We start from the raw sequence: 13,152 nt of genomic DNA, 5'->3' as shown, positions 1-13,152 counted from the left end.
AAATAAGAAAGGAGAAGAATATGAACGGGATATATCACAAAATAGGAATTCGTGCCGGAGCACCGGATGTCATCAAGGCACTGACGACAAAAACAGGACTTGCAGGTTGGTGGACTAAAGAAGTAGGGGGAACATTCCCAAGCGGAGTTTCTACTGCGGGGGAATCGATTCATTTCGGTTTCGGACACAAAGCCAATATGGAAATGAAGGTCCAGGAGCTTGCTCCGGAACGTGTTCTTTGGGAATGCACTGCAGGTCCGGAGGATTGGGTCGGTTCCCATATCGATTTTAAATTGAACGCAAGTACAGCGCCAGACGGTGCCGCTATGACGATCATTCATTTTCGTCATCAGGATTGGAAAAATGAAAGCGACTTCACGGCGCATTGCAGTATGAAATGGGCGACCTTCTTACTTAGTCTGAGAAATCTAGTCGAAGTAGGGCAAGGTCAACCCGCTCCTGACGACATCAAAATTGATGATATGAACTAATCGTTCTTAGGCGCGGGTTGCAAAGACAACGCCGCGCATTTTATTTTGAATCGATTGCAGAAATCAATTTTGCAGCGAAATCGTCCGGGGTTTCGAAGTGAGGTGCATGTGCGCAACATTCAAACCAATGTATACTTTTTTTGGGACTTTTCAGAACGGAAACGTATTGTTCCAATATTTCTCCCGGATTATAGTAATCGAAACGTCCGGAGAAAAAATAAACAGGGACTTTGATTTCGGGAGCTTCTTTGAAAAGATCCATTTTGAAAAAGAACGGTCGAATCCGGGAAGAAGTCTTCCAAATCCCCGGTAAATAAGTCACCATGTTCATCAACGAATAATCCGGCGAATCGAACATTACACCTCGCAGAAATTCATCTTCATCGTTTCTATGATTGCCATGAAACATACCGACTCCGAATTTGTTTAACCATTTGCGTCTGTTTTCCAAATAGGATGTTAATGTCAGATCGTTTGCTTGCGAAGCTAATGCAGGATCTTTCCGGGCTTGATTCAGTATAAATTCATACGAGATGCGGGCACTTTGTTCCCCATGAACTACAGCCCCTATACCGATGTACGCGAGCAGATGTTCAGGATGGCGATGGGCAACAATTGCACCGATGTATCCGCCCCAAGAATGCCCCATAAGAAAGACTTTCTTAGTATTGAATTTTTTCTTGAGGAAAAGAATGACTTCAACTGTATCTGAAACATAAGTTTCAGGGGTTACTTCCGGCATGAAGAATGAAAAAGATTTACCTGAGCCACGCTGGTCCCAATTAACAACGATAAAATGCTTTTCCAATTCATTATAGAAATATCTTGCGAAGCCTATGGAGGCAGCACCCGGTCCACCGTGAACAATTAATAAAACGGGTTTTTTTATATCATTGCCACGGGAGAGAATCCATTGATCGGTTCCGCCAATATTGATTTTTTCTAAGGATGAAATCACTGAAGAAGGATCAGCATGTGATTCTTTTAAATTGTTTTGGGATGCACAGTTGGGGATAAAACTGAATAAAATGCAAAGTATAAGAGTATTTGATTTTCTAATGATTAACTTACTCATAATTTTACAGACTACTTTTTTTGTTTAACCAAATCGACTAGTTTCTTCGGTGCAATTTGGCAATAAGCGACAATGATCATAAGAAAGCTTTCTGAATTTATCAAGTGTAATCATATTGGATAGATTGTTTCGCGAGTTCCTTCATTGTCAATCCGGTCGGAGCCGTTGCAGCTAAGTGGCATAACCTTGAAAACACACAATGGACACATAAAGATGCTTTCCAAAGAATAAAAATTTTCAAAAAAAAGTTGCGTAGCTAAATAGCTACATTTTATTTGTAGTTAAATAACTACGCAATGAACTTAAGACGAGACGTTTTCCAAGCAATAGCGGACCCGACAAGAAGGACCATACTTTTGTTGGTTGCTTCGCAATCCATGACTGCGGGAGCCATAGCTGCAAACTTTGACACGGCAAGACCTACCGTTTCAAAACATCTGCAGATTCTCACGGAGTGCGAATTGCTGAAGCAGGAACAAACAGGTAGAGAGATATATTATCATATCAATGCAAAAAAAATGAAAGAAGTAGCCGACTTTATTGAACCATTCCGCCTAATCTGGGAAGATCGATTCAACAAATTAGAAACAATCATGAAAAAATACAAAGGCAAATAACATGGAACAAAAAACGAAACTTAATGCTGAAGACGGAAAACAGGAGTTAACGATAACCAGGGAGTTCGATTTGCCGTTGGAATTGCTTTTTAAGGCGTATGTTGAACCTGAAATCGTCGAGCAATGGATGGGAACAAAAGTGCTGAAATTGGAAAATAAAAAGCACGGCAGTTATCAATTCGAAACAAGTGATCCCAAAGGAAATAAATACGGATTCAACGGGGTGATTCATGAGTTTTGTCCGAATGAAAAAATCACGCGGACATTTGAAATGGAAAATACTACTTTCCCGGTTCAACTTGAATTCTTGGAATTTGAAAAACTCACCGATGAAACAAGCAAACTCAGTATGCATATAGTATATAAATCAGTCGCAGATAGGGACCAAATACTGAAGTTACCTTTTGCTCAAGGTATTAATATGGCGCATAACAGGCTACAGGACATCTTAAACAAATTAAAATAACAGGGTATGACAATGAAAAATAAAATCATCTATTGGGTTTCCACTCTGTGGCTTGCATTGGGAATGCTATCGACCGGAATCGTACAGGTTTTGAAAATGAAAGAAGAAGTGGATATGTTTGCCCGTTTGGGTTACCCTTCCTATTTTCTAACGATCCTAGGTGTTTGGAAAATTTTGGGAGTGATCGCAGTTCTTGTTCCTAGGTTTTCTTTACTAAAAGAATGGGCGTATGCTGGTTTTTTCTTTGCCATGTCAGGTGCGGTATTTTCCCACTTGGCTTGCGGAGACGAAGCCAAGGAGTTTTTCGGGCCGACATTATTGCTGGTTCTGACCGTGGTATCTTGGTATTTCAGACCTGCGGATAGAAAAACCATTTCGGCAAATTTGAATCAATAGATAAAATGAATTCGAAGGTTGATTCTTATTTTAGCAAAGCCAAAAGCTGGCAGAAAGAATTGGAACAATTGAGAATGATCGTTAAATTCGATTTCAACGGAGATAATATAAATGTATGAAAAGTAATAAGAAAGAGTTATCCCCAAAACAAACGGAAGAACTACTCGGCACATTGAAAGCTCGTTTTGAAAAAAACATGAATCGCCATAAAGGTCTTTCATGGAATAAAATACAAACAAAGCTGGAAGCTAATTCTGAAAAACTTTGGTCGCTTAATGAAATGGAAACAACCGGAGGTGAACCGGATGTTGTCGGTCATGATAAAAAGACAGGCGAGTTTATTTTTTATGATTGTTCGGCGGAAAGCCCTAATGGTCGGAGAAGTGTTTGTTATGATCGTGAGGCTCTGGAATCCAGGAAAGAGCATAAGCCGAAAAATAATGCCATTGATATGGCAATTGCAATGGGCATCGAACTTTTAACGGAAGAAGATTATCGGGAGTTGCAGGAACTGGGAGATTTCGATACGAAAACTTCAAGCTGGGTGAAAACACCTTCTGCTATTAGAAAACTTGGCGGCGCTCTCTTCTGTGATTGCCGTTACGACCATGTCTTCGTGTATCATAACGGTGCGGAATCTTATTATGCAGCAAGAGGGTTTCGCGGCTCCCTAAAGGTTTAAATTTTATTTTATCAGTGTTGAGGGGTAGTAAAAAACAAATTCCCTCAACGATCTGATGATAACTCCGCAATCGATAAATCTATTAATAAAAACAAATAAAATAATCCGTTAAGTTAAGTTGAATTAAGCAACATTTTCGGGAAATGTTTTATACTTTAATTTAAGTATTGACTTAATTAAGTAATTACTTAAATATAGAAAAATGAATGCCTTTGCCGCTTTGGCGGACGATACGAGAAGAGGGATTGTGAGATTGGTCGCCAAGAGAGGGGAGCTTACCTCGACGGAGATTAGTCGAAATTTCAGGATGAGCTCTCCCGCTATTTCGCAGCACTTAAAAGTATTAAAAGAAGCGAAAGTCCTACGTATGAAGAAGGAGGCGCAAAAACGTATCTACAGCCTTGATGACTCGGGAATAGGTGAAATGGAAGATTGGTTATTAGATATTAGAAACTTATGGAATAAACGTTTAGATAACTTGGAAAAATATTTATTAAAAATCAAGAAGGAGAAACTCCGTGATAAAAAATAGTGATGAAACAATCATTCAAGACAATAAGGTTATTTATAACAGATACTTTGACGTACCAATCGATCTTGTATTTGAGGTATGGTCATCTCATGAACATCTTTCCCAGTGGTGGGGGCCGGACGGTTTTACGTTAACGACAAAGAGTATGGATTTCTCGAATGGTGGGATTTGGGACTTTATCATGCATGGTCCCGATGGACATGACTATAAAAACAAAATCCAATTTATAGACATTAAGAGACCTCATCATATTTACTATAAACATATAGGTGACGGTGAAGGCACTGAGGATGTTGATTTTCAATCAAAGATTATATTTAAAGAAGCCGGCGAAGGAACAAATCTGACAATGGAACAGATTTTCCCTAGCAAAGAGGAGCTTGAAAGAGTTAATAAAAAATACGGTGCGATCGAAGGTGGCAAACAACATCTTGGAAACCTCAGCAAGTATTTGGAGACGTTAAAATGATGTTTCAGTCGAGAATGGAAGCCTTGGGGGTGGTTAAAAAAGTTAGAAAATCTTTAAGCGGTTTATCGAACTCGATCTTTGATCAAACTTTGGCTAGTCTTTCTATTGCTTGCTCTTCGTTTTCCAGAAAAAAAATATCTTTGCCTGAGTTCATCTCATAGATGAAATCCTTTAAACTTTTACTTGTATAGATTGAGAAATCTCCTATGATAGCTAGCTTCAATTGGTAGTTGATGACTTTTTGCAATATACTACCGGCAAGTCCGGTTTTCAATTCGAAGAAGTATTCGGTTATATTGTTTTTATTGAGAATGAATCGATCACAGTCCGCTTCATATCTGATTGTAGCCATAAGATCCAATGCGGACTGAGTGTCGGTAATTAGTATTTCTTTGCTATTTACCGATACAATTTCTATATTATTTTCGATTACCTTGTGCAAATTCATAATGGTTCTCCGTATTTAGTTTTGAGCACGAATACATCTGACATGTGCATTGCCCAAAAACTTTCCGCCACTTGAAGAAAAGATTCCATCACCAGGTGTAAATAATGTGAACCCGGGAACTTCTTCATTGGTCCAATAAGAAAAATTTTCAGAATCATCTTCTTTATTCCACTCATTGGTTATCCTATCGAAGTATGCTTGCCGGATTTCACCGTTAGATGGAAGTCTCATTCCTATTTGTTTGCATTGTTCAACCGCAGCATTTTTTGTCATATAACCTTGGTAAGAACTCCAATTCGCAATCGGCTTCGATGATTTTATGATTCTCTCCATTTTGAGATCCCTGACGCATCGAACCAGCTCTTTGGATTTTTTTTCTACTGAAACCGAATAACCATCAATTTTTACATGAATCGGAAATATGTATGCATCCTTGCCTTCGGAAACTGCGAGCCAAAAAGCGGGAATGGGAATGAGTTTAGCGTTGATCTCCTTTCTCCATTCGTCCATGAGTTTTGATTCTTGAGCCATTTGCATTTCTTTCAGTTCGGGTAATCTCATCCCTTTTTTTCTACACATCAATTCGCTGTCATGCCAATTCATATAACTTTGCTCGTCGCTCCATGCATAAGCCTTTCCCTTTATGGGTAAATTGCAATCATTCAGAAAGGATAATATGATAAGTGCAAAGAGAATGCTGTTTCGTGCAATCAACGGTTTCGCTCACAAAATAACGATTATAGTACTTCCATGGAAACTAACAGGAAAAGGATCGCTTGTCAATCTAAAGACATATTGGATATGCAATCCGGCTTGACTATTGACCGGACTATCCTAATACAACAAAATGAAAAAAATAATTTTAGACTTAGCTGTAACTTTAGACGGATTTATTGAAGGTCCGAATGGAGAAATTGATTGGTGTATAATGGATGATGATATGGATTTTGACGGTTTCTTATCAAGCATAGACACCATATTTTACGGTAGAGTCAGTTATGATGCTTGGGGAAATTTTCAGCCTGATGCTGAAGCAAGTCCGGCGGAACAAATGTTATGGAAAGGAGTACATTCAAAGAAAAAATTTGTTTTTTCCAATCAAGATATACAAGATAAAAGAGTTACTTTCATCAGTTCGGATATTAACAATAAGGTAGCGGAAATTAAAAAACAGGAAGGGAAAGACATCTGGCTGTATGGCGGAGCAAGTCTTATCAAGACGTTTATCAATTTAAATCTTATCGATATATACAGAATATCGGTACATCCTATTGCTTTAGGAAGCGGAAAGCCGTTGTTTGAAAATTTAAAGGAACGAATAGGATTGAAATTGATTAAAGCCAATGTATTCAAATCAGGGGTTGTGCAGTTGATTTATGAGGCTGCAAAGAAAAAAAAATCATTCAAATAAACCGAAGCAATCAAAATATAATTGTGATGCCGGGTAATGCCAGTAAGTGACTCAGTTATTGCAGGAGTCCAACTTTTGTCCTATCACGACATGCTTTAATTATCATGTCGTGAGAAAATAACCCATTAATACAGATTTAGTAATAAACTTTTATTAATAGGTTCGTCCATATTAAATAAATATTCAGACACCAAACTCTCGTTCACCGATAATTCCTTATGCCGGCGGCATCTTTTCGAATTTCGGCAGCGACGGATCAAGGTGATCCCAAGTATAACCACGCGCACCGTATGTCACAGCCTGAGGTTTGTATCGACTCGGATCATCAAGACTCGCAGCGTGCACGGTAAATAGTTCAGGCATTGCAGCGAACGTCATATATACGGGCGAGCCGCATTCGGGGCAAAAGCCGCTAGTCTTTGTATTGCCGCTGTCGCCAACCATATTGAAGTTAGTTGCCATACCATTCAGTTTTACTGCTGCCCGACTTGGAAACGTCAAATAGGATCCGTGGCCGGTGCCACTCATCCTTTGGCAATCCCGGCACTGGCAATCATTCATAAATATCGGTTCATCGGAAATGTCGTAGCGAATGGCGCCGCAAGCGCATCCGCCGGAGTAGGGATTATTCATATTTGTTTTCCATTTGAAAGTTCTTGAAAAATCGTTGGTTCATGATCGCTATGTGATTGTTAGGTTACCGAAATGTGTTGCGCTAGAGCACGACCTGATTCCAGGAATGTTTTGAGATTCGAAAGAACCCCCGGCCAACCAACGGATATCCCTGCAAACATCTGCGGATCCAGATCTTCATGCGTAACAACCAAGCGAACGATCCCATTGGCATAAGGCTCAATATCGAATGTTACACGGGCGTGTTTGGATTCTTCTTCAATTTCCTTCGGCCTAGCCCATGTAAGAACCAAACGGCGTGGAGGAATGCTTTCGACGACTTTGCCCATAATGTCGGTTGTCCGTGCATCATCCAAGCGCTCGTGCCTCCATTCCGAACCGGGTTCCCAATTCGAAACGTTGATATGTGCAGGGTTCTTAGCTAACGGATCCAGCCAATATTGGCGCGTTATTTCGGGATCAATTAATGCATTCCATACCTTCTCAGGTGTGCTGACTATGTACGTAACATAAACGAAACTAGGTTTTTCCATTGTTTTCTCCTTCCAGCTGTGCTTTCAGGTCGTGTAAAAACCCTAAGCGATTTTGTTCAAATTTTCTAACCCAACGTTCATAGACCTCGTGAATCGGAACCGGATTGATGAAGTGGAGTTTCTCTCGACCCTTCCAAACTACGGTTACCAAGTTCGCATCGATTAAGATGTCAATGTGTTGTGACGCCGACTGCCTTTGCATATCCAACTGTTCGCAAAGAGCTGAAAGAGGTTGGCCATTGTTGGCATAAAGTAGATCGAGAACTTTCCGACGGTTCGGATCCGCCAGTGCCTTGAACACCTTGCCAACTTCTTCCATTTCTTTCGGCATATAGAAACAACATGCAGGTAAATACCTGCATGTCAACAAAAATTTACCACCGGAGAGCAAATTGAATCAATCCCTCCGTGACAAGTGGCGGATATGATCTTATTTTTGGGAATGTAACCATTGCCTTTTACTAAAACGACATTCACGGTATATCCGTTATTTGGCAATATACCCATCTGCGTACCTTCCATATCAATCTTTTCGATTTTAACGCCTAATAATGTTTGATAGAATGTTACCGCTCTTGAAAAATCAGTTGCCGGGATTTCTACAATCGATATTAAATTTTTGTTCTGCTTCAAGGTTTGTGAATCGGGTTTGCTTTCATTTTTACAATTGTTAATTCCGATTCCAAGAATGATTGCTGCGATGATTAATGATCTTTTCATTTTTTCCTTATTTTATTTGATGATGCAAATATATCATACAAAATTGCATCAATTGTTGTCTTTCGAAATGGCTCTCGGCCGGTTTTCCAATGTCCAATAGCATTTCACAAGTGAGTCTAAATCCGCTTGCGGTAGAAATATTTGATATTCCATTGATTTGATATTTTTAGGGAGTGTTCGAATCACTCAATTGTATAATTTATTTATAAGCTTGAATTTTTACTTGCACGTCTTTGTTTTTTAGCATCTAACGGTATAGCAAAAACTTATACGGGATATGCGATGGTTTCCTTGGGAAATACAAAAGCTTGAACGGAGAATTTATGTTTACTCACATTTTTCGTTTTCTATCAACGAGTGTACTATCAGCGATCGTTTTTTACAGCTTATTATGGCCGACACGGATTGCTGCCGAGCCGTTAGGCGTCAAACAGTCTGCGAGTATACCGATCATTCGGCAGTTCGGCGATTCCATTACTTATGGTTATGGATATGTTCAGTGTTATGGGACACCTGGAATTTGCATGGGTACTACAATCAATGGCGGTCAAATCCAACAATGTATGACTTGCGCGGTTTATATGTGGGGTGGAGGTTATAGAGGCTGGATGACTGAGCTCGCCTTGCAACCTTCGAATCAATTTGGTTTTGCAACGGTCGGGTATCAGTGCGGCGGATCCTATACTTCTCAGTGGCAAACCAATTCCATGTCGCATGACGGATATCCCGGCTTTCGCACCGACCAGCTGGTGCCCATTGCGATGCTTCCAAGTGTTGCATCTATTACATTGGTTCATGCAGGGACGAATGATTTCGCACAAGGTAAGTCCGTGGACTGGGCGACTCAGAATCTGACTCAAATCGTAAAAAATTTAATCCAGCAAAGTGGAAATGGAACAATCTATGTAGCTAAAATTGTCCGCTTTATGAAGCCTGCGGCCAGTTGTACAAAATGTACGGATAATACGGTTTTGAATCCGCTTGTTAAAACATACAATGAGTGGATTGATCAGAAGCTGGCCAATGCGATTGGTACTAAATTTTCCAACCAAGTGGTCATTGTGGATATGTACGACGCACTTACATTGGCCACTGATTACTCATTCGATGGAGTACATCCTAGCCCGGCAGGATATCAGAAGATGGCTTGTTCTTGGATTCGCGCGATCAAGAAGATGCCTTCCTTGCCAGAGAATCCCTGTTCCGGATTTACCTTTGGTGAAACAAAAAGTCAAACCATACCTTCAGAATCCGATTTGCAAAAATCACTACCGCAACCAGAATTTATGAATCGAATTTTGCAGGGTAAACTTAAGGGTGCTTCGGATTTCTGAATGCCTTGAACTTTTTAAAATAGTCAAGATAAATGACTGTGCAGTGAGATTAATATTAGTTATGTGATACCCCGCTGCAAACGGGGTGAAGCGTAGCAAATATAGTACTTATCTTGTGAGGTAAAAAGAAAAAGTCGTTTGAACCGACCGCAGCCTTAAGCGCAGCGATGTCAATTTTCTGCATCTTCGGCATTGCTTGTGTTGCGCGTTCGGCTTTTGCAGGATCTTTATGCGATTTAAGTTGCAAAATTTTAGTTTCTTTAGATTTAGATTTAGATTTCGTCAAACTACTTCTCTTCTTTGTTGTTGCCATGTAATACTATCCTAAATTGATTTTGTAAGCTTGCTCTCTACCGGGAAAAGGTCGCTATCCGCGGCAGAGTCTACATGTCTTGGATTCTTCAAACAAGCTCTAATAATAATTTATCGAGTACTTTGCAGAGTTCTACCCAACCTTCAGCCGCGCCAAGTTCCGCCTTACGCACTTCCGCAGAGGCGTATTTGCATACATGAGTCATGAGAGTTAGATTTCCTTCGGTAGTAAATGTGCGGGACTCGACGGTAGCATCCGGATTTTCCGGACCGTCCGGATCAAACGTAGCCATGTCCATCGCATAATTCTCGTTATTTGCAACTTTCTCAGGCACGATCACCTCTAGGAATTTTCCATAAACACCTCCTTTGTTTCCGTTTGAATCCGCAAAGACGTACAGGTATTTGCCGCCGACCCTAAGATCGTTCTCTATCTTCTCAACAGTCCAGCCTTCCGGACCAGTCAACCATCGGCGCATCAATTCCGGTTTTGTAAAACAATCGAATACCAATTGACGAGGTGCCGCAAAATAGCGCGTAACCACTACTTCGGTTTCGCCCCGTAGCTCTACCTTCAATTCTTTTTGATCTGTTGTCATTTTCATTGATCTCCATTTGTTTGTATTGCCTGCAATTCTTCGAGTAGTCCGTCGAGCGCTTGGTAACGTTTCTCCCACATTTGGCGGTACTTCTCAATCCAATCCGTGGCCTTTTTGAGCGGCGCAGTTTCAAGTCGGCGAGGACGCTCTTGCGCACGGATCGTGGTTGAAATAAGGCCTGCTTCCTCCAAAATTTTGAGATGCCGCGAGATGGCTGGCTGGCTCATTTGGAAGGGTTTAGCGAGCTCCATAACAGTTGAGTCGCCTTTCGCAAGGCGCATAAGTATCGCACGGCGAGTTGGGTCAGCGAGTGCGGCGAAGGTAGAGTCGAGAGTTTGCATAGCTAATCGTTTATATAAACATGTTGTTATATAAGGGAAAAAAGTCAACCTTTTAAGATTGACTCAAAAAAGGTTCCGATTGTCATTTTGGGGTTTGACGACGACTGTTTCTTGGTTTCGCGAGTTCTAAGAGCGGTGTTAGAGCTGTTTATACCGTTTTCGAAATTCTTCGTTGGGAATTCTCTCTTCTCCCGCCCGTCTGAGATCCGCCAAGAGTCCAAAGTATGAGAAACAACGGTCGAGTTCTCCAACGAGTTCCGTCGGTGACAGTGTCTCTGCAATCTGAGTGAAACCTTGGAAGTCGGTAAAACAAACGGTTGCGTTGTTATGAAGGCGAGGTTCGGAAACTCCCTTGTCCTTCAACTCTTGAGCGATTTCCTCCTAGGACTTTGAAGTAGGTCTCGTGCGCGATAAACAAAAAAAACGGAACGAAAGCAAGAACCATTCGCGTAACTTTGCGTTTGCGAACGACGATCAGCAGAGGTAGGAGCATGGCTACCGATAGATATAGATTTGCTTGTTGGCCGGGGAAGATGAAAGCAATTGCGACCAGTTGCACCCATAATGAGAAACACAAAAAAATCTGTGCTGCCAGGCAGACCAGAGTATTGGCAGTGAGACGAAAGGAGCGTCGCTCTTCCTCAGGGAGGAAAGCTATAAGGTGCCGTCCGAGTATCCAACGGAAAGCGGATCGGATCCTGGTTATCATGGATGATGTAACCTCCTAAGGCGCAAGTTTGTCAAAACGATAAGAGGGGATGATCTTTCAGGTGTAAAGTCCGTTTCCAGCTGATACTAAGTTACTGGCAGGCTTTAGATAGGAAGGTAGATTGGAAAGAAATTGTTTTTTGACGTCCGGATCGTTTTTGGGGCGTTCCGGACGAAGCGTTTGTAATTTTTTATTCACTAATGATAATTAGGTGACATTACTTCATTGAATTGAGACCGAACATATTTCCCTCAGAGTCTTCACATAACGTTACCCAGCCGAATTCTCCAATTGAGAACTTCGGTCTGATTATTTTACCTCCGGCGGCAACAACTCTTGATTCTTCTACTGAACAATCTTCAACACTAAAGTAAACCATTGTGCCACCGATTCCCGGGCCGGCATGGTTTGACTTTACTAGAGCACCTGCTGCCCCATAGGATGCCATCTCCGCAGGGAAACTCATCATTTTTGTTTCACCTGTCGGATCGGGCATTTTTTCAAGCTTTTGCTTGAATACGCTTTCATAAAATATTGCAGCCCGTTCTAAATCATTTACGTAGATGTCGAACCATCCGATTGCATTGGTCTTTGCCATAAAAAGTATCTCCTTCGTTTGTTATTTCTAACATATTGAAGGTTTATTATAGCGGTCGATATACAGTTTGTATTGTATATATCAGACATTAAAATTTTTGAAGTATTCGGCGGGTGTGTAACCTGTAATTTTTTTAAACGAGTGAATGAAGTGGGACTGGTCAGCGTAAGACTCCAAGTAATGTCCTCTGAATGACTGTTGCAGGCGTAATACTTTGAGAAAGTCGTGAGGAGAAAAGCCCGTTGTCTTTTTGAGAGTTCGCTGCAGTTGGCGGATCTGCCATATTGAATAGGATATTTACACAAGCATCGGGAAGGACGTGAAGACAGAAATCATCAGGCAAAACAGATTCAGTCTTCAGTTCCCAAAACCAATGCACTAATTCTGACAAATCGCGCGGCGGTGTCGCCTCGGTATATCTTACCGATTGAACTGTTTTTTTTATACCATCTTTGACCGGGTTATACATATCTATAGCTTGAGGTGTTATTATCTATGATCGCGGATTAAAAAGCGGAAGAGCATGAGGGGTGAATGAAGCGAATATCGTAGAGTAACGGTAGGCTATGGTTAGATGGAGTAAAATCTATTTTGAAATATTTTTTATTTTATTTAATCCACTCTTCTCTTAATAATCCGGTTATTATTTCATCCTTTAATTCGCCATCGGCCATACAATAATATTTCTTTCGTCTTCTTCCTTCAATCTTGTATCCAAATCCTTCTTGTATTGTTTTAGAGGATTCATTTCCATCAAAAAAACCATTTTCGAGTTTTCTTAATCCT

The 13,152-nt window shown here is 40.8% G+C and carries 21 protein-coding genes and 2 pseudogenes; 9 read left to right on the top strand and 14 right to left on the bottom strand.

The window, feature by feature from the left end; genetic code table 11:
• Positions 1–20 precede the first annotated feature (20 nt).
• A complete protein-coding gene (locus DI077_RS16285; RefSeq protein ID WP_109021346.1) occupies positions 21–491 on the top strand; it encodes an SRPBCC family protein in 471 nt (156 codons plus the stop codon).
• 40 nt (positions 492–531) lie between these two features.
• On the opposite strand, the gene DI077_RS16280 is transcribed toward DI077_RS16285, so the two are convergent.
• Positions 532–1,566, bottom strand: coding sequence for an alpha/beta fold hydrolase (locus DI077_RS16280; protein WP_109021345.1), 1,035 nt, complete (start codon positions 1,564–1,566; stop codon positions 532–534).
• 296 nt (positions 1,567–1,862) lie between these two features.
• Between DI077_RS16280 and DI077_RS16275 the strand changes: the two genes are divergently transcribed.
• The 6 genes from DI077_RS16275 to DI077_RS16250 all read left to right on the top strand — a co-directional run bounded on the left by DI077_RS16275 (position 1,863) and on the right by DI077_RS16250 (position 4,728).
• Positions 1,863–2,183: an ArsR/SmtB family transcription factor gene (locus DI077_RS16275; protein ID WP_109021344.1), complete on the top strand. Its 321-nt coding sequence runs from the start codon at positions 1,863–1,865 to the stop codon at positions 2,181–2,183.
• Between the two features lies 1 nt (position 2,184).
• Positions 2,185–2,649, top strand: coding sequence for an SRPBCC domain-containing protein (locus tag DI077_RS16270; RefSeq protein ID WP_109021343.1), 465 nt, complete (start codon positions 2,185–2,187; stop codon positions 2,647–2,649).
• Between the two features lie 12 nt (positions 2,650–2,661).
• On the top strand, positions 2,662–3,045 hold the full coding sequence (locus tag DI077_RS16265) for a DoxX family protein (RefSeq protein WP_109021342.1): 384 nt from the start codon (positions 2,662–2,664) through the stop codon (positions 3,043–3,045).
• 115 nt (positions 3,046–3,160) lie between these two features.
• Positions 3,161–3,727: a DUF4256 domain-containing protein gene (locus DI077_RS16260; protein WP_109021341.1), complete on the top strand. Its 567-nt coding sequence runs from the start codon at positions 3,161–3,163 to the stop codon at positions 3,725–3,727.
• A gap of 202 nt (positions 3,728–3,929) precedes the next feature.
• Complete coding sequence (locus DI077_RS16255; protein ID WP_109021340.1) at positions 3,930–4,259, top strand: ArsR/SmtB family transcription factor; 330 nt, start codon at positions 3,930–3,932, stop codon at positions 4,257–4,259.
• Complete coding sequence (locus tag DI077_RS16250) at positions 4,246–4,728, top strand: SRPBCC family protein (RefSeq protein ID WP_109021339.1); 483 nt, start codon at positions 4,246–4,248, stop codon at positions 4,726–4,728. The genes DI077_RS16255 and DI077_RS16250 overlap by 14 nt, the downstream gene beginning before the upstream one ends.
• Positions 4,729–4,810: 82 nt before the next feature.
• Here the strand turns inward: DI077_RS16250 and DI077_RS16245 are convergent, their stop codons facing one another.
• On the bottom strand, positions 4,811–5,176 hold the full coding sequence (locus DI077_RS16245) for a DUF4180 domain-containing protein (RefSeq protein ID WP_109021338.1): 366 nt from the start codon (positions 5,174–5,176) through the stop codon (positions 4,811–4,813).
• Positions 5,177–5,191: 15 nt separating this feature from the next.
• A complete protein-coding gene (locus DI077_RS16240; RefSeq protein ID WP_242935247.1) occupies positions 5,192–5,890 on the bottom strand; it encodes a hypothetical protein in 699 nt (232 codons plus the stop codon).
• Between the two features lie 133 nt (positions 5,891–6,023).
• On the opposite strand from DI077_RS16240, the gene DI077_RS16235 reads away from it, so the two are divergent.
• Positions 6,024–6,587: a dihydrofolate reductase family protein gene (locus tag DI077_RS16235; RefSeq protein ID WP_109021337.1), complete on the top strand. Its 564-nt coding sequence runs from the start codon at positions 6,024–6,026 to the stop codon at positions 6,585–6,587.
• A gap of 216 nt (positions 6,588–6,803) precedes the next feature.
• Here the strand turns inward: DI077_RS16235 and DI077_RS16230 are convergent, their stop codons facing one another.
• Genes DI077_RS16230 through DI077_RS16215 form a run of 4 tightly spaced genes read right to left on the bottom strand, consistent with a single transcriptional unit; the run spans position 6,804 to position 8,473 of the window.
• Positions 6,804–7,220: a GFA family protein gene (locus DI077_RS16230; RefSeq protein WP_109021336.1), complete on the bottom strand. Its 417-nt coding sequence runs from the start codon at positions 7,218–7,220 to the stop codon at positions 6,804–6,806.
• 59 nt (positions 7,221–7,279) lie between these two features.
• Positions 7,280–7,753, bottom strand: a complete 474-nt coding sequence (locus DI077_RS16225) for an SRPBCC family protein (protein WP_109021335.1) — start codon at positions 7,751–7,753, stop codon at positions 7,280–7,282.
• On the bottom strand, positions 7,740–8,084 hold the full coding sequence (locus DI077_RS16220) for an ArsR/SmtB family transcription factor (RefSeq protein ID WP_109021334.1): 345 nt from the start codon (positions 8,082–8,084) through the stop codon (positions 7,740–7,742). The genes DI077_RS16225 and DI077_RS16220 overlap by 14 nt, the downstream gene beginning before the upstream one ends.
• A gap of 32 nt (positions 8,085–8,116) precedes the next feature.
• A complete protein-coding gene (locus DI077_RS16215) occupies positions 8,117–8,473 on the bottom strand; it encodes a VOC family protein (RefSeq protein WP_109021333.1) in 357 nt (118 codons plus the stop codon).
• A gap of 323 nt (positions 8,474–8,796) precedes the next feature.
• Here DI077_RS16215 and DI077_RS16210 point away from each other — a divergent pair, with 323 nt between their 5' ends.
• Complete coding sequence (locus DI077_RS16210) at positions 8,797–9,807, top strand: GDSL-type esterase/lipase family protein (RefSeq protein WP_109021332.1); 1,011 nt, start codon at positions 8,797–8,799, stop codon at positions 9,805–9,807.
• Between the two features lie 142 nt (positions 9,808–9,949).
• Here DI077_RS16210 and DI077_RS16205 read toward each other — a convergent pair.
• From DI077_RS16205 to DI077_RS16175, 7 genes and pseudogenes are all read right to left on the bottom strand, one after another.
• Positions 9,950–10,057 (bottom strand): annotated as a pseudogene (locus DI077_RS16205) (VOC family protein); the annotation flags it as partial.
• A 151-nt stretch (positions 10,058–10,208) separates the two neighbouring features.
• The gene (locus DI077_RS16200; RefSeq protein ID WP_109022136.1) at positions 10,209–10,718 is read right to left on the bottom strand and encodes an SRPBCC domain-containing protein; all 510 of its coding nucleotides are present in this window, start codon (positions 10,716–10,718) and stop codon (positions 10,209–10,211) included.
• Between the two features lie 2 nt (positions 10,719–10,720).
• The gene (locus tag DI077_RS16195) at positions 10,721–11,059 is read right to left on the bottom strand and encodes an ArsR/SmtB family transcription factor (protein WP_109021330.1); all 339 of its coding nucleotides are present in this window, start codon (positions 11,057–11,059) and stop codon (positions 10,721–10,723) included.
• A gap of 204 nt (positions 11,060–11,263) precedes the next feature.
• Positions 11,264–11,437, bottom strand: a pseudogene (locus tag DI077_RS16190) (adenylate/guanylate cyclase domain-containing protein); the annotation flags it as partial.
• A gap of 388 nt (positions 11,438–11,825) precedes the next feature.
• The gene (locus DI077_RS16185) at positions 11,826–11,966 is read right to left on the bottom strand and encodes a hypothetical protein (RefSeq protein ID WP_242935246.1); all 141 of its coding nucleotides are present in this window, start codon (positions 11,964–11,966) and stop codon (positions 11,826–11,828) included.
• Between the two features lie 19 nt (positions 11,967–11,985).
• On the bottom strand, positions 11,986–12,366 hold the full coding sequence (locus DI077_RS16180) for a VOC family protein (protein ID WP_109021329.1): 381 nt from the start codon (positions 12,364–12,366) through the stop codon (positions 11,986–11,988).
• Positions 12,367–12,526: 160 nt separating this feature from the next.
• Positions 12,527–12,757 carry a DUF6597 domain-containing transcriptional factor gene (locus DI077_RS16175; protein ID WP_242935245.1) on the bottom strand — a complete coding sequence of 77 codons (231 nt, stop codon included), beginning with the start codon at positions 12,755–12,757 and terminating at the stop codon, positions 12,527–12,529.
• Between the last annotated feature and the right edge of the window lie 395 nt (positions 12,758–13,152).

The organism is Leptospira kobayashii (assembly GCF_003114835.2).
Lineage (GTDB): Bacteria > Spirochaetota > Leptospiria > Leptospirales > Leptospiraceae > Leptospira_A > Leptospira_A kobayashii.
This window is presented reverse-complemented; position numbering and strand designations above follow the sequence as displayed.

Bases quoted from the DNA above. Each gene is read 5' to 3' on its own strand.
- DI077_RS16285 (WP_109021346.1), top strand. From the start codon at position 21: ATGAACGGGATATATCACAAAATAGGAATTCGTGCCGGAGCACCGGAT.
- DI077_RS16280 (WP_109021345.1), bottom strand. From the start codon at position 1,566: ATGAGTAAGTTAATCATTAGAAAATCAAATACTCTTATACTTTGCATT.
- DI077_RS16275 (WP_109021344.1), top strand. From the start codon at position 1,863: ATGAACTTAAGACGAGACGTTTTCCAAGCAATAGCGGACCCGACAAGA.
- DI077_RS16270 (WP_109021343.1), top strand. From the start codon at position 2,185: ATGGAACAAAAAACGAAACTTAATGCTGAAGACGGAAAACAGGAGTTA.
- DI077_RS16265 (WP_109021342.1), top strand. From the start codon at position 2,662: ATGAAAAATAAAATCATCTATTGGGTTTCCACTCTGTGGCTTGCATTG.
- DI077_RS16260 (WP_109021341.1), top strand. From the start codon at position 3,161: ATGAAAAGTAATAAGAAAGAGTTATCCCCAAAACAAACGGAAGAACTA.
- DI077_RS16255 (WP_109021340.1), top strand. From the start codon at position 3,930: ATGAATGCCTTTGCCGCTTTGGCGGACGATACGAGAAGAGGGATTGTG.
- DI077_RS16245 (WP_109021338.1), bottom strand. From the start codon at position 5,176: ATGAATTTGCACAAGGTAATCGAAAATAATATAGAAATTGTATCGGTA.
- DI077_RS16235 (WP_109021337.1), top strand. From the start codon at position 6,024: ATGAAAAAAATAATTTTAGACTTAGCTGTAACTTTAGACGGATTTATT.
- DI077_RS16230 (WP_109021336.1), bottom strand. From the start codon at position 7,220: ATGAATAATCCCTACTCCGGCGGATGCGCTTGCGGCGCCATTCGCTAC.
- DI077_RS16225 (WP_109021335.1), bottom strand. From the start codon at position 7,753: ATGGAAAAACCTAGTTTCGTTTATGTTACGTACATAGTCAGCACACCT.
- DI077_RS16220 (WP_109021334.1), bottom strand. From the start codon at position 8,084: ATGCCGAAAGAAATGGAAGAAGTTGGCAAGGTGTTCAAGGCACTGGCG.
- DI077_RS16215 (WP_109021333.1), bottom strand. From the start codon at position 8,473: ATGAAAAGATCATTAATCATCGCAGCAATCATTCTTGGAATCGGAATT.
- DI077_RS16210 (WP_109021332.1), top strand. From the start codon at position 8,797: ATGTTTACTCACATTTTTCGTTTTCTATCAACGAGTGTACTATCAGCG.
- DI077_RS16200 (WP_109022136.1), bottom strand. From the start codon at position 10,718: ATGACAACAGATCAAAAAGAATTGAAGGTAGAGCTACGGGGCGAAACC.
- DI077_RS16195 (WP_109021330.1), bottom strand. From the start codon at position 11,059: ATGCAAACTCTCGACTCTACCTTCGCCGCACTCGCTGACCCAACTCGC.
- DI077_RS16180 (WP_109021329.1), bottom strand. From the start codon at position 12,366: ATGGCAAAGACCAATGCAATCGGATGGTTCGACATCTACGTAAATGAT.